Source organism: Hymenobacter piscis (genome assembly GCF_018760735.1).
GTDB lineage: Bacteria > Bacteroidota > Bacteroidia > Cytophagales > Hymenobacteraceae > Hymenobacter > Hymenobacter piscis.
The window spans coordinates 1-20,187 of sequence record NZ_JAHHZN010000010.1 but is presented as its reverse complement, the minus strand read 5'-3'; the positions used below and the strand labels follow the sequence as shown (position 1 = coordinate 20,187).

The following is a 20,187-nucleotide window of genomic DNA, read 5'->3' as shown; positions in this document are numbered from 1 at the left end:
GGGCCCGCTATTTTCGGATGGCGGGCCCTTTCACTCCTGCCGGATAAAGCCAGAATCGAGCACCTACCGCACCAACGCAAACGGCCGCCCCGCAGAAGCGGGGCGGCCGGGAAATGCAACCGGGAATCAGCCATCCGGTATCCTTCTAAGCTCTAAGCTCTAAGCTCTAAGCGTTAGCCTGGTTCATTTTGTCGAGGGCGTCCATTACTTCCTGCACGTGGCCGCGGGAGGTTTCGAGCAGGGCTTTTTCCTCGTCGTTGAGCTGGAGCTCAATGACTTTCTCGATGCCGTTCTTGCCCAGGATAACGGGGGCGCCGAGGTAGACGCCGTCCATGCCGTACTCGCCTTCCAGCTTCACGCACACGGGGAACACGCGGCGCTGGTCGCGCACGATGGCCTCCACCATTTGCGCGGCCGCGGCACCCGGCGCGTACCAGGCCGAAGTGCCCATGAGTTTCACCAGCTCACCGCCGCCCACGGCCGTGCGCTGCACAATGGCGTCGAGCTCCTCCTTGCCAATGAGCTCGGTTACGGGAATGCCGCCCACGGTGGTGTAGCGGGGCAGGGGCACCATGGTGTCGCCGTGGCCGCCCATGAGCACGGCCTGGATGTCTTTGGGGCTCACGTTCAGGGCTTCGGCCAGGAAGGCGCGGTAGCGGGCCGTATCGAGGATGCCGGCCATGCCGAACACCTTGGTGCGGGAGAGGCCGGAAGTGAGGTGGGCCTGGTAGGTCATCACGTCGAGCGGGTTGCTGACGATGATGATGATGGCGTTGGGGGAATATTTTACTACCTGCTCGGTCACCGATTTCACGATGCCGGCGTTGGTCGAAATCAGGTCGTCGCGGCTCATGCCGGGCTTGCGGGGCAGGCCCGAGGTAATGACCACCACGTCCGAGTCGGCGGTGCGGCTGTAGTCGCCGGTCACGCCAACGGTGCGGGAATCGTAGCCAATAACGGGGGCTTTCTGCCAGATATCGAGGGCCTTGCCTTCGGCGAAACCTTCCTTGATGTCAACCAGAACAATCTCGTTGGCAATTTCGCGGGTGGCCAGTACATCGGCGCAGGTCGCGCCTACATTGCCGGCTCCAACTACGGTAACTTTCATTGAGTGGTGGAATTGGGTGTGAATTATTGGGTCGGGCGTAAAGCTACGGCATAGAGTTCAGAAGTGGGACAGGAGCGGGCAGAAGTTAGCGGAACCTCATTCTGAGCGCAGCAGTGTCTACAGAGCAACGTCATTCTGAGCGAAGGCGCAGCCGCAGTCGAAGAATCTCGCGTGCTGATGGTGCAATGGTAATCCAACGAAGCGGTAGAGATTCTTCGACTGCGGCTGCGCCTTCGCTCAGCATGACGTTCCGCTAACTTCTCCCCGCTCCCTTCTTCCTTCAAAACGAAACCCGCACCGCTACCAGGGCCTGGCGGGGGCGTAGCTGGTAGTTGTTCTGGACCAGGATGAACCCGCTGGTGTAGGTGGTCTGGTAGCGGCGGGTGTCGAGCAGGTTGGTGGCTTTGAGCTCCACGTCCACCTTGCGGGCAGTGGGCAGGGTGTAGCGGTAGGTGGCATCCACGAACGTGCTGCGTACCGGCTGGTCCAGGCCGTTGCTCTGGTAATACTCCGCGGCGGCCTGCACTGTGTGCTGCTCGGCCGGGTACCACGAAAGCGCCAGCCGCTGCTCCTGAAAGGCGGTGGTCGCGCCAAAATCAGCGGTGCCCAGGCGGTTGCGCAACGTGGTCAGGGCAGCCGAATACTCCAGGCCGCCCCAGTCGAAGGTGTTCAGGCTGGCCCGGAAGCGGGCGGTACCGCTCTGGTTGCGGGTCGTGACGAGCTGGTCGTTGAGCAGTAAAGGCTGGCGGCTGAAGCTGCCGCTGAGTTGCAGGCCCAGCGTCATTTTCCAGTCGCTCACAAACTTGCTCACGCTGCCCGCCACCGTCTGGTTCCGGCTCTGGTTGAGCTGGGCCAGGGCCACGGTGGTCAGGGTGCCATCGGGCCGCACCAGGGTCCGGGCCAGCTGGTTGCGGGTGGCGACGCTGAAGCTGTACGTGGCCCGGTAGAACCAGGAGGTGAGCGGGTTCTCGTAGAACAGGCCGCCGTTGAAATTCCAGCTGCGGGTTTGGGTGAGCGGGGCGGCGTTGCGCTGCAGGGTGCGGTAGTCGCGCAGCAGGTAGCCGTAGTAGAGCTGCTGCACGCTGCCGAACTGGTTGCTGAATCCGGCCCCGCCCGAGGCGTGCCAGAGGCCGCTCAGCTCGTAGCGGCCCGAAAGCCGGGGCTCGGCCGCCAGGTAGCGCCGCTGCTGGTACCCATTCAGCCCGGCGTCGGTGGCCCGGAAGGTGCGGTAGTTGAGCGGGGCCTCCAGCTCCAGGTGCCAACGGGCGGTTTTGTAGTCAATGCCCGCCTGGGCGTAGTAGCGGCCCTGGGAAGCGCGCAGGCCGTTGCGCAACGAGTCGGGCACCGCAGCCGGGGCCGGCAGGCGGGTCAGGGTGGAAGTGAGGCGCTCAATTTCCTGGGTGAACCCCGCCGTGTACGTGTAGTGCCAGTGCCGGCGGCCGGTGATAAAGGCCACCGAGTTGGCCGTGTAAAACGTTTCGGCCCGGGCCTGCTGCCGGGCCCCGGCGTAGGCCCGGCCGTCCGCCAGCACCGCCGGCAGCGGCCCCGGACTGACGGTCAGCTGCTGGGGCGAGGCGGCCAGCGTAACCACCGAATTCACCTGCACCACCCGCTGCCCGCCCGCCGGCCGCACCAGCCCCAGCCGGTTGCTGAGTGAGTAGGCCGGGTTGGTGGCCCGCTGCGCTACCGGCTGCTCCTGCCCGGTGAGTTGCACCAGCCCGTCCTGGGCCTCCCAGCTGCCGGCCACGCTGAGCGTGTTCTTCAGGTAGTAGTGCTGCACGTTGCGCACGTAGGCCAGGTCGGTGGTAAACTGATTGATGTACAGCCGGTTTTGCTTCTCTTCCCGCAGCGTAACGTTCCGGCCATCGGGGAGGGTGAAGCGGGTGCGGGTGCTGCCGGTCTGGTTTTGCCGGTCGTGCAGGTAGGAGGCGTTGATGCGCAGCTGGGCTTCCTTGCTGAAGGGCAGCAGGTGGTTGGCGCTCAGCAGGTGGGCCCGGTTGAACAGGTAACGCCCGGTAGCCAGCGGCGGCGCGCTCAGGCCCTGAATACCGGTCAGGTCGGGCTTCTGGTTGCCGGGCTCCAGGAGTTGCTGGAAGTCGCCGAGGCCCAGGGGTTTCAGGTCGGCGGCCACATCCTGGCCGGTGTTGTTGGCCTGGTAGGTGTCGAGGAGCTGCTGGCGGGGCGTGAAGAGCATGGGCGAGAGGTTGGCGTTCCACAGCGCCGGGGTGGCGCCCACGCCCAGCCGGGCCTGCCCGGTGGCCGTGACCTTCTTCTTGAGCTCCAGGTTGAGGGAAGCCTGCTCGGTGGCCTGCACGCCCCGCAGGGCCTTTACGGGCTGGTGGCGCTTGAGCACCTGCACGTCCTGCACGGCCTCGGCGGGCAGGTTGCTGCTGGCCAGGTTGTAGCGGTTTTCCAGCAGGTCGGCCCCGTTGATGTAGAACTTCTGGATGGGCCGGCCCTCGTAGAGAATGCGCCCGTCGGCCTCCACTTCCACGCCGGGCAGCTTACGCAGCACGTCGGCAATCACGCGGTCCTTTTTGTCGGTAAAGGCTGAGACGCGGTAGCTGAGCGTGTCGCCCTCGCGGCGGATGGGCGGGGCCTTGATGGTAACTTCCTTGAGGGGTGTCAGACTCACGGCCAGCGTCATGCTGACGCGCTGGCTGCGGTTAGCCAGGCGCAGCACCTGCTCGGTGAAGCCTAAGGCGCGGGCACTGAGCACCAGCGAATCGCCGGGCCAGCTGACCTGCAGCGAGAAACGGCCGGCCCTATCGGTGGTGGTTACGGCCGTGGCTTCAGGCCGGGCCGGACTTTGCAGCTCGACCAGCGCCCCGGGCAATGGCTCCTGCTGCTCCGTGAGAAGCTGGCCGGTGAGCGCAGTTTGGGCGGCAGCGGAGTAGCTGGATAAGAAAAGCCAACTTAAGAATAGTGTGTAAGCAATAGCATTCAAAATCAATAAGCCATTTGTTGTTAAATATGTCTGAATTAGCTAAGAAAAATAAGTTAGAGGATATATCTACTTCAATTCGATTGGGTTATTGCGTTTGTTGTAATTATCACTGACTATTTTTCGCATGGTTTTTTCATCTCCATATATAGCGCCTCCTTGAGCTATTCTGATTGATACATAATTTTTTTCATAATTATCTTTATTCTTTCTGAAATCATTTCTTGTTGTGTATGATATACCGGCATTAGAAAAATTTATTAAACTATTTTGTTTGAAAGTAATATCAGACATTTTAAATTCATAGTATCCTTTGACATCTTTTATTTCTAAAATAAGTCCTGGTAATCCACTGAACTTATGAGGGCCTTCGCTGAAGGGTATTTCGGTGGTATACCAAGCTTCCCAGACTCGGCCGGCATAGCTGGTTGTAGCTCTTCTACAGTTGTATCCGTTTATATTTTTACTCTCAGAAGAGATATTCCAAACAAAAAGAGGCATGGTCTCAGTATATGCGTACTCCTTCGTTCCAATGTAGTCAATCGTTGTTACTTGATTCTCAGATGATTTTTTATATATTCGATACCAAAAATTAGCTTTAGGATAATTTGAAATTTTAGTTTCTTGTATATTGTTTCTAATATTATTATCTATTGCAGAATCTAATTTTATTTTGTTCTCGTACTGATAAAGAGAAAGTGTTTTGCCAATCAAAAGAAAAGCAGACTCTGTATTTTTGCTGCCAATATTGGTAGAGTCAGGTTGGTAAGTTATCTTATAAGTGCATTTAACACTAGCTGAGTCGCTTTCTGCCATCTTTTTGTTTTGAGAATACGAGACAGTTGTGTTAAAAGCCAGAATTGTACTTATGAGTAACCTGTTCATATTTAAATTTGAAAATAGGCCGACTGAATGTAGCTGCATTCAGTCGGCCCAGTAAATTGATTCATTGATTTCAACTTGATCTGTTAACCACAGCCACAACCGCAGATGAGAATGTCATCTAACGCTTTCTGTAGCTCAATCTCTCTTCCGGTTTCCCCGCAGACATATCCTGAACGACCACAAGAAAGAGTAACCAATTTGCAGTCATACTCAAACGGTAGGAAATATGAATTTGACTCGCTTTCTTCTGGTATGTTAACACCTGAAAAGTTAGTAGACACTGCGAAGAGGGGTGCCTGAACACCCCTATTCTTCTCGTAATCAGCAGCCATGCTGCTGAACGACGCGCCGCACACCAGTGCGGCCAACAATATAAGCTTTTTCATAATAAATGGGGTTTGGTGGATGAATGAGCCAAATGTCCGTCCTGGGAACACGCACGTCCAGGACAGAAATGCTTAATTTGCGACATCCACCAAATCACTTCTCCCCCTACATTCGACGCACCACCAGCACCCGCTCGGTTTCCTCGGTTACCTTGAACCGGTCGTCGGGGCGCAGGCCGATAACCCAGACGATTTTGCCGTCGGCCGATACCAGCACCGGCACGTGGTCTTTGAGGTTGAGGGGCACTTTCTGGTCGATGAGAAAGTCGCTGAGCTTCTTCTTGCCCTTCATGCCGATGGGCATGAACCAGTCGCCTTCCTGCCAGGGGCGCACGGTGAGCGGGAACTTGAGCGCGTCGGCATCCAGGGCGGCCACGGCTTTGCCCTTCGGCACCTCGTAGCCTTCGGGGATTTCCAGCAGCTCGGTGCGCAGGTGCAGGCCGTCGATTTTGAGGGCTTCCTGGCCGGCCTGCAGCTGGTGGGTACCGAACTGGGTGAGCCGGCGCGGGGTGATGACGAGCTGCTCCCGGTCTTTGACCAGCCGGTGGGTCGGCGACTCGAAGCGGCGGCCCGGCTCGGCCCCGAAGCTCTGCACAATATCCTTAGTGACCACGTAGCTGAAGCCGAAGGGGCGCAGCAGCTCGTGCAGCACCAGGGTGGTGGCGGCCGTTTTCTGGAGCAGGCGGATGTCGAGGTAGGTGGCTTCGGGCTCCTGGCGCTGGGCCTGGGCGGCGGTATCGGCCACGTAGCGGCGCACGATTTCCTCGGCCCCGCCCACCCGCTCGGCCGTGATGCTCATCGTGTGGTCGAGGGAGGGGTTGATGTCGCGCAGCACCGGCAGCACCTCCAGGCGCAGGCGGTTGCGCTGGTATACGGGCGAGTCGTTGCTGGCATCCTCGCGCCAGATAAGGCGGTTTTCCACCACGTAATCAAACAAATCGGGCTTGCTCACGGCCAGCAGGGGGCGCACGAGGTGGCCGGTTTTAGGCCGGATGCCGTGCAGCCCGGCCAGGCCGGTGCCGTGGGTGAGGTTGAGCAGCATGGTTTCGGTGGTGTCGCGCTGGTGGTGGGCCGTGGCGATGTAGGCGTAGCCCTGCTGGGCCCGGGTGCGCTCAAACCACTCGTAGCGCAAAGCCCGGGCCGCCATCTGGGTGGAAATGCCTTCCTGCTCGGCAAACTTTTTGGTCTGGAAGAACTCCGCGAAGTAGGGCGCCTTGTACTGCTGGGCCAGCTTGCGCACGAATTCCTCGTCGGCGTCGGCCTCCTCGGCCCGCAGCCCGAAGTGGCAGTGGGCCACGGCAAACGGCTGCCCGAGCCGGTGCAGCACATCGGCCAGCACCACCGAGTCGAGGCCCCCGCTGACGGCCACCAGCAGGGTATCGGTGGGGGAGAAGAGGGCGTGCTGCTGAATGAACTGTTGAATCTGGTCGAGCATGAAATGGTGCTTAGTTGGTAGTGCTTAGTGCCTAGTGCTTGGTGCGCAGGGTGAAGTGGGTAGCTTAGAACAGCCTAAGCACTACGCACCAAGCACTAGGCACTACAATACTATTGTACAAAGAAACGCGTTAGCAGCGCCCCTTCCGTACCTTTGCGCCGAAATGTCGTTCTCCCGGTCTCTTTTTCTGCTGTGCTTGCTGCTGCTGCCCCTGCGGGGGTGGGCCCAGCAGCGTCCGGCCGCCACGCCGCCCAAGGGCCAGCCGATTGAGCTGCTGCCCGGTACCCGCGAGCTGGTGGGCGGCACCTTTAACGGAGTGGAAATCCGCAAGCTGCTCGGCAACGTGAGCATGCGCCAGGGCACCACCCTGCTCTACGCCGACTCCATGTACCAGTACATCGGGCGCAACGCCGTGGAGGCGTTCAGCAACGTGCGCATCATCCAGAACGACACCATCACGATTACCGGCGACCGGGGCACCTACGACGGCGACACCCGCAAAGCCCGCATGACGGGCAACGTGACCCTGCGCGACCCGCGCATGACGCTCACCACCCAGCTGCTCGACTACGACCTGACCAACAGCCTGGCCTACTACAGCACCGGCGGCCACCTCCAGGACCCCGAAAATACCCTCGACAGCCAGTTTGGCTACTACAACACCCAAAGCAAGGTGTTCAGCTTCAAGCGCAACGTGAAGCTCATCACGCCCGAAAACACCATCGACACCGATACGCTCCAGTACAACACCATCAGCAAGATTGCCTACTTCTTCGGGCCGACCCGCATCAGGGGCAAGCAGGGCAACCTCTACGCCGAAAACGGCAACTACAACACGGCCACCAAAATTTCCAACTTCGCCCGCAACGCCAAAATCGAGACGCCCAACTACCTGCTCGGCGGCGACAAGCTCTACTACGACGAGGCCCGGCAGTACGGCCTGGCCACCGGCCACGTCTCGATGACTTCCAAGAAGGACAATATCGAAATCCGGGGTGATGTGGGGCGCTACTGGCGGGGGCAGGGCCGGGCCAAGGTGTACGGCAGCCGGGCCGTGATGCGCAACATCTCCGACCAGGACACGCTCTACCTGGCTGCCGATACGCTGGTCAGCCTCGAAGGGCGCCCGCCCCAGAACAAGGCCGGCGTGATTTACGCCTACCGCAAGGTTCAGATTTTCCGCTCCGATCTGCAGGGCCGGGCCGACTCGCTGACCTACGACCGGCAGGATTCCATCATCTACCTCAGCCACGACCCGGTGCTGTGGAACCTCAGCAACCAGCTCACCGCCGACTCAATGGAAATACGGCAGCGGCGCGGCAAAATCGACCAGATGCGCCTGTACGGGCACGCCTTCAGCATCGGGGAGGATACGCTCAGGAATTATAACCAGGTGAAGGGCCGCAGCATGGTGGCCTACTTCGGGGAGAAGGCGATAAAAAAAATTGACGTGCTTGGCAACGCCGAGAGCCTCTACTATGCTCTGGAGGGTGATACGGTTGTGTCGGGCATCAACAAGTCGTTGTCGGCCACCATGGCCCTGCGCTTTGCCGACAGCAAGCTCCAGACCATCAGTTTTCTCACCAATCCCGAAGCCCAGTTTATTCCGCCCAACGAGCTGAAGCCCGAGGATGCCCGCCTCAAGGACTTCCGCTGGCGGCCCGCCGACCGCCCCACCCGCCGCCAGACCCTGGGCAAGCACTTCGCTCCGCCCGCCAAAGCCAAAATGAAAGCGGCGCCCCGAAAAAAGGCCGTTCCCGCCCGGAAAACGACCACCAAAAAGCCCGCGGCCAAACCAGCCCGGAAGTAGCAACCGGATTGCCGACAAGAGAGCCGCAGCCTTCGCTCTGCCCGGCATGAGGCTCTCCGTCCTTCGCCCGAATGGTTGTCGACCGACAATTACTCACTGCCAACTGATTATTCGTACCTTTGCGCCCCTTATGCTGTCTTTCCGTCCTGCCTTCTTTCTTCTGCTGTTGAGCACCTTGCTGCTCGGGTCCTGCTCTGGCTACCAGAAGCTGCTCAAGAGCACCGACGTGAACAAGAAGTACGAAGCCGCCATCCAGTACTACGACAAGGGCGACTTTTTCAAGGCCGGCACCCTGCTCGAGGAGCTGATTCCGCTGCTCAAGGGGCGTCCCGAGTCGGAAAAGGCCCAGTTCTACTTCGCCAACACCAACTACCGCCAGCGCAACTATACGCTGAGCGCCTACTACTTCAAGAACTTCCACGACACCTATCCGAACTCGGAGTACGCCGAGGAGGCCTACTTTATGCAGGCCAAGTCGCTGTTTAAGGATTCACCGAATTATCAGCTCGACCAGACCAATACGTACACGGCGCTGGAGGTAATTCAGGAATTTCTGAACCGCTACCCCGAAAGCCGCTTCCGGGCCGAAACCGAGGGCATGTCGCAGGAGTTGCAGAAGAAGCTGGAGCGCAAGGCCTTCGAGGGCGCCAGCCTCTACTACGCGCTGCGCTACTACCAGTCGGCCGTCACGGCGTTTACGGGCTTCCAGCAGGGGTATCCGGCCTCGCCCTACGGCGAGCAGGCGGCCTTCCTCAAGCTCAGCGCCCAGTACGACTTGGCCCGGGAAAGCGTGGAGAACAAGCAGCAGGAGCGTTACCTGGAGGCCATTGCCTTCTACCAGGCCTTTATCGATGCCTTTCCTCAAAGCAAGAGCCTCAAGGAAGCGGAACGCATGTACGACGGCGCCCGCGCCGAGGTCGATAAAATGAAAACGGCCGGCACCGCCGCCGCCAAGTGAATGTGGAAATGGGGGACAATGTGGGGTAATGTGAAAATGAATGTTCACGCCCCTGCAACTCCTCGTTTATAGAAGCCCACCATTCACCTTCTCACATTAATAACACCTTTTGCACACTAAGAAAATGAAGACTCCGAATAGCGTCCCCGCCTCCATTGTTACCCGCAACATGTCGGATTTCACCCACGAGACCGGCAACGTGTACGAGAGCCTGGCCATCATCTCGAAGCGCGCCAACCAGATTTCCATCAAGCTCAAGGAAGAGCTCAACGGCAAGCTGTCGGAGTTCGCTACCACGGTGGATAACCTGGAGGAGGTGTTCGAAAACCGCGAGCAAATCGAGATTTCGAAGCACTACGAGCGGCTGCCCAAGCCCACCAACCTGGCCGTGGAAGAGTTCCTGGAAGGCAAAGTGTACTTCCGGACCCCCGCTGAGGAGGAAGTAAAAGGCGCCTAAGCACCTCGGGCCGGCTGGTTCCGGCCGCTGGATTGCCCCGAAGCCTCCCCGCCGCGTGCCCCGCCCTTGGCGGCCGGCTGCGGCGGGGAGGCTTTGCCGGTTACCGGCCGCCCGACTCCGTAAAAACGCGCATCTTTGCCCCATGCTGGAAACTCTTTCGGGCCGAAAAATTCTGTTGGGTGTCTGCGGCAGCATTGCCGCCTATAAGTCGGCGCTGCTGGTGCGCCTGCTGGTGAAGGCCGGGGCCGAGGTGCAGGTGATCCTGACGCCGGCCGCCGCCGCCTTCGTCACGCCCCTCACCCTGGCCACGCTCTCCAAAAAACCGGTGCTGCAGGGTTTCCTGCGGGATGAGCACTCGGGCGAGTGGCACAACCACGTGCACCTGGGCCTCTGGGCCGATGCCCTGGTAATAGCCCCGGCCTCGGCCAACACCCTGGCCCACCTGGCGGGCGGCCTCTGCGACACCCTGCTCGACGCCGTGTATCTTTCGGCCCGCTGCCCCGTGTTCGTGGCCCCGGCCATGGACCTGGACATGTACCAGCACCCGGCTACCCAGGCCAACCTGCGCCGCCTGCGCGCGTACGGCAACACCGTCTGGGATTCCCCGGCCGGGGAGCTGGCCAGCGGCCTGAGCGGCCCCGGCCGGATGCTCGAACCCGAGGACATGGTGCAGGAACTGAGTAAAGAATTAAGAATTAAGAATTAAGAATTAAGAATTAAGAATTAAGAATTAAGAATTAAGAATTAAGAATTAAGAATTAAGAATTAAGAATTAAGAATTAAGAATTAAGAATTAAGAATTAAGAATTATTTTCCTGACTGCATTGAATTGATAATTAAGAACAGATGAGCCGCATGAACGGAATTCTCAATTCTTAATTCTTAATTCTTAATTCCCAAACCATGCACGTTCTTCTCACGGCCGGGCCGACGTACGAGCCCCTGGACCCGGTGCGGTTTATTGGCAACCACAGCACCGGCAAAATGGGGTACGCGCTGGCCGAAACCTTCGCCGCGGCCGGGGCCACCGTCAGCCTCATCAGCGGCCCCACCCACCTGCCCGACCCGACCCACCCGGCCATCCGGACCACGCGGGTGCAGACGGCCGCCGAGATGTATCAGGCCGCCCGGGCCGAGGCCGCTACCGCCGACGTGTGGGTGTTTGCCGCCGCCGTGGCCGACTACCGGCCGGCGGAAGTAGCCGGGCATAAAATCAAGAAAAGCGGCGATACGCTCACGCTGGAGCTGGTCAAGAACGTGGACATTGCCTTCGAGCTGGGGAAAACCAAGCGGCCCGAACAATTTTCGGTAGGTTTTGCGTTGGAAACCGAGAACGAGCAGGTCCACGCCCTGGGCAAGCTGCAGCGTAAGAACTTCGATCTGGTGGTGCTCAACTCCCTGCGCGACGCCGGGGCCGGCTTCCGCCACGATACCAACCAGATTACCCTGCTGGCCGCCGATGGCAGCGTGACCCGCTTCGAGCTCAAACCCAAAACCGCGGTAGCCCACGATATTGTGGCCGCCGTGCTGGCCCGTTTGCCCCATTCCCATGCGTAAGCTTTTTGCCGCCCTGCTGCTGTTGCCCCTGGCTTTGCTCACCCGTCCCGCCGGGGCCCAGGAGTTGCTGGCCGAGGTAAACGTGACGACCCAGAACGTGACCATTTCGGACCAGCAGCTGGTCAAGCAGATGCAGAACGACATGCAGACCTTTCTCAACAGCCGGCCGTTCACGAGCCGCACGTTCCGGCCGGAGGAGAGAATCCGCTGCAAGGTGTTTGTGGGCATCACCGGGGTTCCTCAGAACGGCACCTACGAGGCCACCGTGCGCCTGCTCAGCACCCGCCCGGTGTACGGCACCGGCTACGAAACCAACGTGCTCAACTTCGCCGACAAGGGCTGGGTGTTCAATTATTCGCCCCAGAACCCGATTGATTACTCCGAAAACACGTTCGTGGGTAACCTTTCCTCGCTGCTGACCTTCTACGCCTACCTCATTATCGGCATGGATCAGGACAGCTTCGCGCCTCTGAGCGGCGGCCCGTACTACGACCGGGCCCGTATCGTGCTCACCAACGCGGCTTCCCAGAACGTGACCAACGAAGCCGACGCGGGCTGGAAGGACACCCAGAACGCCAACCGCTACTGGCTGCTCAACAACCTCCAGGACCCCCAGCTGGAGGCCTTCCGCAGCGGCATCTACGCCTACTACCGCCAGGGCCTGGACATCTTCATCACCCAGCCCGACGAGGCCCGCACCAACATGTACACGGCCCTGCAGGGCGTGCAGAAGGCCGTGCAGCGCCGCCCCGGCACTTTGCTGGCCCGGGCTTTTTTCACCACCAAGGCCGACGAAATTGCCAACGTCTTCCGCACCAGCCCCAATCAGCAGCTCAAAACCGACCTCGTGACCCTGCTCACCGAGGCCGACCCCACCAACACGGCCAAGTACCAGGCCATTATGAAGCAGCCGTAAGGCTGTTGGCCGTTAGCCGAGGGCTGTTAGCCGTTAGCTAATATCCCTCGGCTAACGGCCAACAGCCTCTTTTTGCTTTCCTGCGAAAATAACTAGCATCTGACTAACCGAACTAGTAGCTTTGCTAAAGCTACTAGGCCTGACTTTGCGAAACGGGTCCGTAGCGCCGCTTTCTTTGGTAGCCACGGCCGGCGCTCCGGCCTTCACGTTTTCGGTTATGCTGGTTGACTTACGAATTCAGAATTACGCCCTGATTGAGAAGCTGGAGCTGAAGCCCTCCGCCTTGCTCAACATCATCACCGGCGAAACCGGGGCCGGCAAATCCATCATGCTGGGCGCCATCGGCCTGCTGCTGGGCAACCGCGCCGACTCGCGCATGCTCTTCGACACGAACAAGAAGTGCGTGATTGAGGGCCACTTCGACATCCGCAGCTACCAGCTCCAGGATATTTTCGAGTCCGAAGACCTCGACTACGACCAGCAGTGCATTCTGCGCCGGGAGCTGAGTCCGGCCGGCAAGAGCCGGGCCTTCGTGAACGATACGCCCGTGACGCTGGAAACCCTGCGCCACATCGGGGCCAACCTCATGGACATCCACTCCCAGCACGATACGCTGCTGCTCGGGGATGCCGTGTTTCAGCTCAACCTGCTGGATTTGTACGCCAACCTGGTGCCCACCCGCGCCCAGTACAGCGGGGCCTATCGCCAGTACCGCAAGCTCGAAACCGACCTCAAGGCCCTGGAAAGCCAGGTAGCCCAGGCTAACAAGGAGCTCGACTACCACAGCTTTCTGCTCAATGAACTGGAGGAAGCCAGCCTCGACAATGAGCGCCAGGACGAGCTGGAGCAGGAAGTGAAGGAGCTGGAGCACGCCGAGGAAATCAAGTACAAGCTCACCCACGCCCTGCAAAGCCTGAGCGAGGGCGAGTACTGCGCCACCGGCGCCCTCAAGGACGCGGCCGTGCTGCTGGGCCAGATTGCGCCCTACTCCGAGCCCGTCAAGGAGCTGCGCCACCGCCTCGACAGCTGCCTGATTGAGCTGCGCGACATCACCGACGAAATTGAGCAGGTGGAGCGCCGCACCGAGGGCGACCCGGCCCGCATCGACGAGCTGCAGAGTCGCCTCAACGTGCTTTACAGCCTCCAGCGCAAGCACCAGGTCCGCGACGTGGTGGATTTGCTGGCCGTGCGCGCCGACCTGCGCGACAAAGTGGGCTCCGTCCTCAACCTCGACAAGCAGATCAGCCGCCTGCGCCGCGACGCCGAGGCCACCCTGGCCACAGTGCAGAAGCAGGCTTTGCGCCTCTCGGAAGCCCGCCGCAAGGTGTTCCCCAAGTTTGAGAAGGAGCTGGCCGCCCTGCTCATGGACTTGGGCATGCCGCACTCGCGCATTGTGGTGCAGCACCAGGAAGGCGCCCCCGCCGCCAGCGGCATCGATGAAATCAGCATCCTGTTCACGGCCAACAAGGGCGCCCAGCCCCAGACGCTGAGCAAGGCCGCCTCGGGCGGGGAATTCTCCCGCCTCATGCTCTGCATCAAGTACATGCTGGCCGACAAAACCGCTCTGCCGACGATAGTATTCGATGAGATTGACACCGGCATCAGCGGGGAAATTGCCCTGAAAGTGGGCCGCATGATGCAGCAGATGGCCAAAAAGCACCAGCTCATCGCCATCAGCCACCTGCCCCAGATGGCCGCCGCCGGCGACGCCCACTACTTCGTGTACAAGGAAGACCGCGCCGACCGCACCGTCAGCCGTATCCGGGAGCTGAGCCAGGAGGAGCGCATCCACGAAATTGCCCAGATGATTTCCGGGGCCAAGCCCAGTCTGCACGCCACCCAGAGCGCCCGTGAGCTGCTGGCCCTGCGCGGGGTGGAAATGGCGGGGTAGGAGGTGAGATGGTGAGGTGGTGAAATGGTGAGTTTGACGTTCGTTGGCCCTAATTGCCTGAGAAGCGCGAGTTGGGTGGCGAAGGGGGAGAAGCGGTAAAATTCGGTTCTCGATAGACGCATATGGCGCGGATTGCGCAAATTGCGTCATCGTAGTTCTGGAACTTTACGATGATCGGTCCGCCCGCTTTCATAACGCTTTACGCGCCGGCAGGCCCCCAAAACGTCAAACTCACTATCTCACCACCTCACCATCTCACCTCATGCCTAACCTACTCGCGGGCAAAGTCGGTATCATTTCCGGCGCGCTGAACGAAGAATCCATTGCCTGGAAAGTGGCCCTGAAAGCCCACGCCGAAGGTGCCCGCTTTGTGCTCACCAACGCCCCGCTGGCCATGCGCATGGGCGAAATCAACAAGCTCGCCGAGCAGTGCGACGCCCTGATTATCCCGGCCGATGCTACCTCCATGGAGGACCTGGAGAAGCTGTTTTCGGGCGCCCAGGAGCACCTCGGCGGCAAGCTCGACTTCGTGCTGCACAGCATTGGCATGAGCGCCAACATCCGCAAAGGCAAGCACTACGGTGAGCTGAACTACGAGTGGTACCAGAAAACCCTCGACGTGTCGGCCCTGTCGTTCCATAAGATGCTGGCCGTAGCGGAGAAGCAGGACGCCTTCAACGAGTGGGGCTCGGCCGTGGCTCTGAGCTACATTGCCGCCCAGCGCGCCTTCCTCGACTACACCGACATGTCGCAGGCCAAGGCCGTACTCGAAAGCATTGCCCGCAGCTACGGCCAGCGCCTGGGCAAGCTCAAGAAAGTGCGCGTGAACACCATCTCGCAGTCGCCCACCAAAACCACGGCCGGCACCGGCATCAGCGGCTTCGATGCGTTCTACGAGTACGCCGACCGTCTCTCGCCCCTGGGCAACGCCCCGGCCGAAGCCTGCGCCGACTACTGCATTTCGCTGTTCTCTGACCTGACCCGCTACGTGACCATGCAGAACCTCATGCACGACGGCGGCTTCAGCACCACCGGCATCTCGGAGGAAATCGTGGAGCTGATGTCGAAGGCCAACTCGTAGGCTTTTCTGCCTTCTCAATAAACGACAACGCCCGGCCGGTTTGGCTGGGCGTTGTGGCGTTCAGGGTTTGGCAGACGTGGTCAATGCAAACGTAGCCGTCATTTGCTCCCGGTCATAGTCTAGTAACAAATGGTTGAGGTCTGCGTGAAATGGGCGCAGCGTTTCCACGTCGGGACTAATCAGGTCAAGCCCCCGGTCGTCGTACATGTGCAGGATCAGCTTGGATCGTAGGTTGAGGAAGAACACATCATCGTGTAACTGCGGGGTTCGGGAAGGGAAATCCTGATGACTTATAGCTTGTAGAATCTGCCGGTGGGGAATGGTCGTAATCCTCCTTGGCACTGTAAACCGGATAAGTTGGCGAGTATCGGCGAATCGGGTGCGGTTAGCAAGTCGCTGGAAAGCGGCTTCCTGCTTGGACGATTTCAGGAGGCGGAGCACCAAGTGGTTTGCCCGAAACCGCCAACGTCTGAACCACCGCTCATGGCGCGGCCGCTGCACGACAACCAGCACTTCATCGGTAGGCGCAAACACGGCCTCAAACACGACAGCGGCGCGGCGCAGGACCTCCGCAAAATAAGCGTCGTCGGAAGTTGAGGATTCGCTTTGCAGATCAAATCGTAGCGCAATTGGCCAGGAATGGAATAATCCCGGTCCCAGGACCAAGCCAGGGTAATGCTGACGAAGAAATTCGGTGCTTGCGGTTGCCATATTGCACTAAAGCCGAAGTTCCATAAAAGCAGCGGGCCTGACCGCCTCAGAAATTCAGCTGGGCCTGCAGGCGCAGCAGGCCGCCGCGCTGGCGGTTGTTCTGCTTCTGGAAATCCTCGAAGCGGCGGTTGGAGAGGGTGTACATCGTCACCAGCTCGAAGCTTGGGAAGGGCTGCCACTCCACGCCCAGCTCGGCCTCGCGCACGGTGTAGCTGCGGGCGTCCCGCTCGTGCTTCTTGCCGCCATCGTAGTACTGGGCGCGCAGGAAGGGGTAGAACTGGTGCTGTTTGAGCTGCAGGCGGTAGTTGAGCAGCACGTAGCCGCCGTGCAGGCGCTGGGTTTCGATGCTGTCGGTGCTGGGGTTGAACTCGGGGCCGCGGCCCACGTTGAACTCGGCCTGGAGGCCGAAGGGCTGCGGATACACCACGAACGTGGCCGCCACGCGCTGGTCGGGGTAGCGCAGGTCGGGGCGGGTTTTCACGCCGCTCGACAGTTGGTCGCGGCTGACCACGTACTCACCGGAGTAGGCCTGCAGGGCCGGCTCGATGAGTTGGCCCCCGATTTCGAGCGGATACGTGACGCGGGCCACCACGTGGCGCTGGTTGTTGAGCTCGGGGCGGTTGGCGGTCTGGCCGTTGAAGACGCCCAGGCCCACCACACCGTAGTCGCCGGAGCCTTTCAGGCCGTCTTTCACGAGGCGGCTGAAGCGCTGGCGCACGGCCGTCGGGGCCCAGTACAGGAAGGCGCCCATATCCCGCTCATTGGAAAAGGAGCTGTTGATGCCGTCGCTGCGGTCCAGAGGCAGGCGGTTCTGGCTGGATTGCATGTTCTCGAACCCAAACGGAATCTTGCTCTGCCCCAGGCGCACCCGAAACTGGCTGGCTTTGTCGAGGCCCACATCGAAGTAGGCGTCGCGCAGGAGCGTGGCATTCAGCGAGGAGCTGCCGCTGAGCGTGCTGGCGAAATCGGGCTGAATGTAGAAATACATCCGCTCGTGGAGCTGCCCGAAGAAGATGATGCGAATCCGGCGCAGCGAGATGCCCCCGTTGCGGCCCCACGACCGGTCGCACTGCTCGCAGGTGAGGTCGGGGTTGGTCTCCAGCAGCCGGTTGTAACGGGCCTGCACGTAGCCCCGGACCGATACCGTCTGGTACCATTTTTTACCCGGGGCCGGCTCCGAGGAAACCGAGTCGGCGGCCTGGCCGTGGACCCGGCCGGCAGTCAGGAGCAGCAGGATGAATAACAGTTTCTTCATGAAATGATAATGCTGGCGCAAAGTGCGGCATTATCTGTTACTTCAAGATGTCCGGTGTATTACGGCAGTGTTACCAATGCCTCTTCAGCAGGTCGGCCCCCGCCAAGCTGAGCTGGCGGGGGCCGGTTAATATGGGGGCTGCAGTAGCGCGAACTTTGCAGTTCGCGCCCGCGCGCCGCTTGAGTGATTTCGTTCTGGGGCGCGAATTACAGAGTTCGCGCTACTCTGCTTCTTCGGCTTCGGCGTCGGCCTGGGTGGTGGCTTCGTAGGTGTCGGCGTACTTGAAATCGTCGAGCCAGTAGGCGGAGCTGACCACGTCGAAGACCACGGATTTCTCGGTCTTCTGCGAGGGCGTGAGCTGCCAGATGATGTGGGGCGCTTCGGGGAAGCTGGTGCCGTCGAGCTGCTCGTGGAAAAGGCGCTTGAGCAGGGTATTGTCGGGCATGCCCTGGGAGAGCAGGCGCAGGAGCGGGGCTTCGGGCTGCTGGTCGAATACGCTTAGGGCTGCGGCGTCCTCGGCCGTAAGCTGCACCTGGAACTGCACGGCCTCGGCCCGCGGGAACTTGCCGTTGTAGGCGGTGTAGAGCAGCTGGGTGGCCTTGAAGAAGCCTTCGTGCTGGCTTAGTTCGGGGTTTTCTTCCCAGAGCTTTTCGGTGAGCATCTGGTGAGCCAGGTTTTCGATCTGGCCGGAGGTGAGCTGGCCTTCGAACAGATGCTCCAGCACCAGCTGAGCCGCCTCGGTGGGCTCCAGATCAGTGAGGGCCATGTGGGCCATGTCGGTCAGCTCGTTGGCGGCTATGTCGTTGGGGTTGTCGTAGCCGGTTTTGGTGAGCAGGGCCTTGTAATCAGTGGGCTGCCAGGAGTTGGGCAATTGGGCGAGGGTATCGAAAGTGAGGCGTTCTACGGTGAACTGCTGCATACAAGAAGGCTGAATAGACTACGTGGCCGCACATGCGGCCCGGTGCTGCGGGTATACGTCGGCGCGGGATAATGGCCCGGATAAAAAACCAAAACCGGCCCCCACGGCGCTTAGTAGCGTAGTTGAGGCCGGTTTGGGTGGCTGTAGCGCGAACTTTGTAGTTCGCGCTACAGCCGTGGCAACGTCAGCAACGACGAGACGCGAATACGCGTCTCTACGGTATTCTGTCTACGGAATCAGCCGGTCAGTGCGGAGCTGCTCGAACAGGTCGAAGAAGGAATCTTCGGTGGACTGGTAGGCCAGGAAGCCGCGCTTGCGGCTGTTGGTCATGTCGGTCATGACTTCGATGGGGCGGCCCAGATCCAGGTCGGTGTGCCAGGGCGAGGCGAGGCGGTCGAGGTTGGGCTCGGTGAGGTTGTGGCGCTCGGCAATGTCGCGCCACACGGGGGCGTCCTGGCTGAGCTCGGCTTCCAGCGGGTGCATGGTGCCGTCGAAGCCCACGGCTTCCACCCCGAACCACGCGGCCAGGCGGGGCCAGAGCCAGCTCCAGCGGAAAACGTCGCCGTTTACGATGTTGAAGGCCTGGTTTTGGGCAGCTTCGGTGGTGGCGGCCCAGCGCAGCTGCCGGGCGATGATGCGGGCGTCGGTTACGTCGGAAAGGCCGTTCCACTGGGCTTCGGAGCCGGGCCAGCGGAAAGGGCGGCCGGTTTCCCGGCAAATGCTGGCGTACACGGCCAGGGTGGTGCCCAGGTTCATGAGGTTGCCCACGGCCTTCCCGATGATGGTGTGGGGGCGGTGGATGCTCCAGGTGAACCCGTCGCGGGCGGCGGCGGCGTACACCTCGTCTTCCTGGGCGTAGTAGAAGTTGTCGAGCGGGAGGCGGGGCTGCTCCTCGCGCAGGGGCGTGGGGGGCGGCGTGCCCCCGCTCACGTAGGCCTCGAACGGCCCCAGGTAGTGCTTGAGGCCCGTTACCAGCGCCACGTGCCGCACCGATTTCCTGGGAGCCAGGGCATCGAGCAGGTTGCGCACCAGCAGGCTATTGACGCGGATGTTCTCGGCCTCGGTGTCCTGGCGCATCCAGGTGGTGATGAATACGTGGGTGGGCGCAATATTGGTCAGGGCGGTTTGCAGACTGGCGGGGTCGAGCAGGTTGGCGGCTACGGGGTGCAGGCCGGGCACGTCGTCGGGGCGGGGCGAGCGGGAGAGGCCGTAAGTGGGCCAGTCGTGGGCCAGCAACTCGCGGGCCAGATTGCTGCCGATGATGCCGCTGGCACCTACTACAAGGGCTATGTGCTTCATGAGGGTTGAAATTCGGGAAGGGTGTATGCCGGGGGATGTCCGGCACAAGGTGCTATAACCGCTCAAACCCGAAAGTGGCTGGCCGGACCCGCCGTTTCATTGGCTTCCCGCCGCGTAATCGTCGCGCTACTCCAACTATGCCAGGCGTTTATCCCAGCACAATCTGCTTCGGGTACATTTCCACGGCGTAGTCCTGCATCACCTGCCGCAGTAGCTGCATGTCGCGGGGGCAGTGCTCGGCAAATTCCTGCCAGTTTGTGAGCGTCAGCACGGGTGGCATCTCCACAAGGGCCACCACCGAATCCCAGAAGGCGTCCCAGCTGGGGCCGTACCACTCTTCAAAGCCCAGCTGCTCCTTGAACAGCTGGTGCAGCGCCGCTTTGCTGGTAATGCCGGTCAGGTCGAGGGTCATGGGCGTTGCGATTAAGTAATCAAAGACTTACATTATTAGGACTTACGCACTTACGGGTAGCAGTGCGGGAATGAGGGGCTGCGCCAGTAGCTGGCGCAAGTAGGGCGCCCACTGCTGCTGGTGAGCCTGATAGATGGTTTGTGCCGTTTGGCGGGCAAATTGG

At 60.5% G+C, this 20,187-nt stretch carries 17 protein-coding genes and 2 pseudogenes; 8 read left to right on the top strand and 11 right to left on the bottom strand.

Annotation, left to right across the window (positions count from 1 at the left end):
• Positions 1 to 166: 166 nt before the first annotated feature.
• The 5 genes from mdh to tilS form a co-directional block, all read right to left on the bottom strand.
• Entirely contained in the window at positions 167 to 1,108 is a 942-nt protein-coding gene (gene mdh, locus KLP40_RS12110; protein ID WP_215594046.1) for a malate dehydrogenase, read from the bottom strand.
• Between the two features lie 280 nt (positions 1,109 to 1,388).
• Entirely contained in the window at positions 1,389 to 4,055 is a 2,667-nt protein-coding gene (locus KLP40_RS12105) for a TonB-dependent receptor (RefSeq protein WP_215594045.1), read from the bottom strand.
• 66 nt (positions 4,056 to 4,121) lie between these two features.
• Positions 4,122 to 4,868, bottom strand: a complete 747-nt coding sequence (locus tag KLP40_RS12100) for a GLPGLI family protein (RefSeq protein ID WP_246558799.1) — start codon at positions 4,866 to 4,868, stop codon at positions 4,122 to 4,124.
• Positions 4,869 to 5,020: 152 nt separating this feature from the next.
• Positions 5,021 to 5,323 carry a hypothetical protein gene (locus tag KLP40_RS12095; protein ID WP_215594043.1) on the bottom strand — a complete coding sequence of 101 codons (303 nt, stop codon included), beginning with the start codon at positions 5,321 to 5,323 and terminating at the stop codon, positions 5,021 to 5,023.
• A gap of 106 nt (positions 5,324 to 5,429) precedes the next feature.
• On the bottom strand, positions 5,430 to 6,758 hold the full coding sequence (tilS, locus tag KLP40_RS12090; RefSeq protein ID WP_215594042.1) for a tRNA lysidine(34) synthetase TilS: 1,329 nt from the start codon (positions 6,756 to 6,758) through the stop codon (positions 5,430 to 5,432).
• A gap of 163 nt (positions 6,759 to 6,921) precedes the next feature.
• On the opposite strand from tilS, the gene KLP40_RS12085 reads away from it, so the two are divergent.
• The 8 genes and pseudogenes from KLP40_RS12085 (at position 6,922) to KLP40_RS12050 (ending at position 15,428) form a co-directional block, all read left to right on the top strand.
• The gene (locus KLP40_RS12085) at positions 6,922 to 8,568 is read left to right on the top strand and encodes an OstA-like protein (RefSeq protein ID WP_215594041.1); all 1,647 of its coding nucleotides are present in this window, start codon (positions 6,922 to 6,924) and stop codon (positions 8,566 to 8,568) included.
• Positions 8,569 to 8,698: 130 nt separating this feature from the next.
• Positions 8,699 to 9,526: an outer membrane protein assembly factor BamD gene (locus KLP40_RS12080; RefSeq protein WP_215594040.1), complete on the top strand. Its 828-nt coding sequence runs from the start codon at positions 8,699 to 8,701 to the stop codon at positions 9,524 to 9,526.
• 124 nt (positions 9,527 to 9,650) lie between these two features.
• Positions 9,651 to 9,983, top strand: coding sequence for a DNA-directed RNA polymerase subunit omega (locus tag KLP40_RS12075; RefSeq protein ID WP_215594039.1), 333 nt, complete (start codon positions 9,651 to 9,653; stop codon positions 9,981 to 9,983).
• Positions 9,984 to 10,125: 142 nt separating this feature from the next.
• Positions 10,126 to 10,668: pseudogene (locus KLP40_RS12070) on the top strand (flavoprotein); the annotation flags it as partial.
• 218 nt (positions 10,669 to 10,886) lie between these two features.
• A complete protein-coding gene (locus KLP40_RS12065) occupies positions 10,887 to 11,540 on the top strand; it encodes a phosphopantothenoylcysteine decarboxylase (RefSeq protein WP_215594037.1) in 654 nt (217 codons plus the stop codon).
• Positions 11,533 to 12,456, top strand: coding sequence for a type IX secretion system protein PorD (porD, locus tag KLP40_RS12060; protein WP_215594036.1), 924 nt, complete (start codon positions 11,533 to 11,535; stop codon positions 12,454 to 12,456). Before KLP40_RS12065 ends, porD begins: the two co-directional genes overlap by 8 nt.
• A gap of 217 nt (positions 12,457 to 12,673) precedes the next feature.
• Complete coding sequence (gene recN, locus KLP40_RS12055) at positions 12,674 to 14,347, top strand: DNA repair protein RecN (protein ID WP_215594163.1); 1,674 nt, start codon at positions 12,674 to 12,676, stop codon at positions 14,345 to 14,347.
• 262 nt (positions 14,348 to 14,609) lie between these two features.
• On the top strand, positions 14,610 to 15,428 hold the full coding sequence (locus KLP40_RS12050) for an enoyl-ACP reductase FabI (RefSeq protein ID WP_215594035.1): 819 nt from the start codon (positions 14,610 to 14,612) through the stop codon (positions 15,426 to 15,428).
• A gap of 60 nt (positions 15,429 to 15,488) precedes the next feature.
• Here KLP40_RS12050 and KLP40_RS12045 read toward each other — a convergent pair whose 3' ends face one another.
• The 6 genes and pseudogenes from KLP40_RS12045 to KLP40_RS21710 form a co-directional block, all read right to left on the bottom strand.
• Positions 15,489 to 16,139: a DUF3885 domain-containing protein gene (locus tag KLP40_RS12045; protein ID WP_215594034.1), complete on the bottom strand. Its 651-nt coding sequence runs from the start codon at positions 16,137 to 16,139 to the stop codon at positions 15,489 to 15,491.
• A 46-nt stretch (positions 16,140 to 16,185) separates the two neighbouring features.
• Positions 16,186 to 17,394: a porin gene (locus KLP40_RS12040; protein ID WP_215594033.1), complete on the bottom strand. Its 1,209-nt coding sequence runs from the start codon at positions 17,392 to 17,394 to the stop codon at positions 16,186 to 16,188.
• 220 nt (positions 17,395 to 17,614) lie between these two features.
• The gene (locus KLP40_RS12035; protein ID WP_215594032.1) at positions 17,615 to 18,313 is read right to left on the bottom strand and encodes a hypothetical protein; all 699 of its coding nucleotides are present in this window, start codon (positions 18,311 to 18,313) and stop codon (positions 17,615 to 17,617) included.
• 228 nt (positions 18,314 to 18,541) lie between these two features.
• Positions 18,542 to 19,612 carry an SDR family oxidoreductase gene (locus KLP40_RS12030; protein WP_215594031.1) on the bottom strand — a complete coding sequence of 357 codons (1,071 nt, stop codon included), beginning with the start codon at positions 19,610 to 19,612 and terminating at the stop codon, positions 18,542 to 18,544.
• Between the two features lie 148 nt (positions 19,613 to 19,760).
• On the bottom strand, positions 19,761 to 20,024 hold the full coding sequence (locus KLP40_RS12025; RefSeq protein WP_215594030.1) for a barstar family protein: 264 nt from the start codon (positions 20,022 to 20,024) through the stop codon (positions 19,761 to 19,763).
• 42 nt (positions 20,025 to 20,066) lie between these two features.
• Positions 20,067 to 20,187: pseudogene (locus tag KLP40_RS21710) on the bottom strand (IS701 family transposase); the annotation flags it as partial.

Excerpts from the sequence above, each read along its gene's own strand:
- mdh (WP_215594046.1), bottom strand. The coding sequence starts at position 1,108 with ATGAAAGTTACCGTAGTTGGAGCCGGCAATGTAGGCGCGACCTGCGCC.
- KLP40_RS12100 (WP_246558799.1), bottom strand. The coding sequence starts at position 4,868 with ATGGCAGAAAGCGACTCAGCTAGTGTTAAATGCACTTATAAGATAACT.
- KLP40_RS12095 (WP_215594043.1), bottom strand. The coding sequence starts at position 5,323 with ATGAAAAAGCTTATATTGTTGGCCGCACTGGTGTGCGGCGCGTCGTTC.
- tilS (WP_215594042.1), bottom strand. The coding sequence starts at position 6,758 with ATGCTCGACCAGATTCAACAGTTCATTCAGCAGCACGCCCTCTTCTCC.
- KLP40_RS12085 (WP_215594041.1), top strand. The coding sequence starts at position 6,922 with ATGTCGTTCTCCCGGTCTCTTTTTCTGCTGTGCTTGCTGCTGCTGCCC.
- KLP40_RS12080 (WP_215594040.1), top strand. The coding sequence starts at position 8,699 with ATGCTGTCTTTCCGTCCTGCCTTCTTTCTTCTGCTGTTGAGCACCTTG.
- KLP40_RS12075 (WP_215594039.1), top strand. The coding sequence starts at position 9,651 with ATGAAGACTCCGAATAGCGTCCCCGCCTCCATTGTTACCCGCAACATG.
- KLP40_RS12065 (WP_215594037.1), top strand. The coding sequence starts at position 10,887 with ATGCACGTTCTTCTCACGGCCGGGCCGACGTACGAGCCCCTGGACCCG.
- porD (WP_215594036.1), top strand. The coding sequence starts at position 11,533 with ATGCGTAAGCTTTTTGCCGCCCTGCTGCTGTTGCCCCTGGCTTTGCTC.
- recN (WP_215594163.1), top strand. The coding sequence starts at position 12,674 with ATGCTGGTTGACTTACGAATTCAGAATTACGCCCTGATTGAGAAGCTG.
- KLP40_RS12050 (WP_215594035.1), top strand. The coding sequence starts at position 14,610 with ATGCCTAACCTACTCGCGGGCAAAGTCGGTATCATTTCCGGCGCGCTG.
- KLP40_RS12045 (WP_215594034.1), bottom strand. The coding sequence starts at position 16,139 with ATGGCAACCGCAAGCACCGAATTTCTTCGTCAGCATTACCCTGGCTTG.
- KLP40_RS12040 (WP_215594033.1), bottom strand. The coding sequence starts at position 17,394 with ATGAAGAAACTGTTATTCATCCTGCTGCTCCTGACTGCCGGCCGGGTC.
- KLP40_RS12035 (WP_215594032.1), bottom strand. The coding sequence starts at position 18,313 with ATGCAGCAGTTCACCGTAGAACGCCTCACTTTCGATACCCTCGCCCAA.
- KLP40_RS12030 (WP_215594031.1), bottom strand. The coding sequence starts at position 19,612 with ATGAAGCACATAGCCCTTGTAGTAGGTGCCAGCGGCATCATCGGCAGC.
- KLP40_RS12025 (WP_215594030.1), bottom strand. The coding sequence starts at position 20,024 with ATGACCCTCGACCTGACCGGCATTACCAGCAAAGCGGCGCTGCACCAG.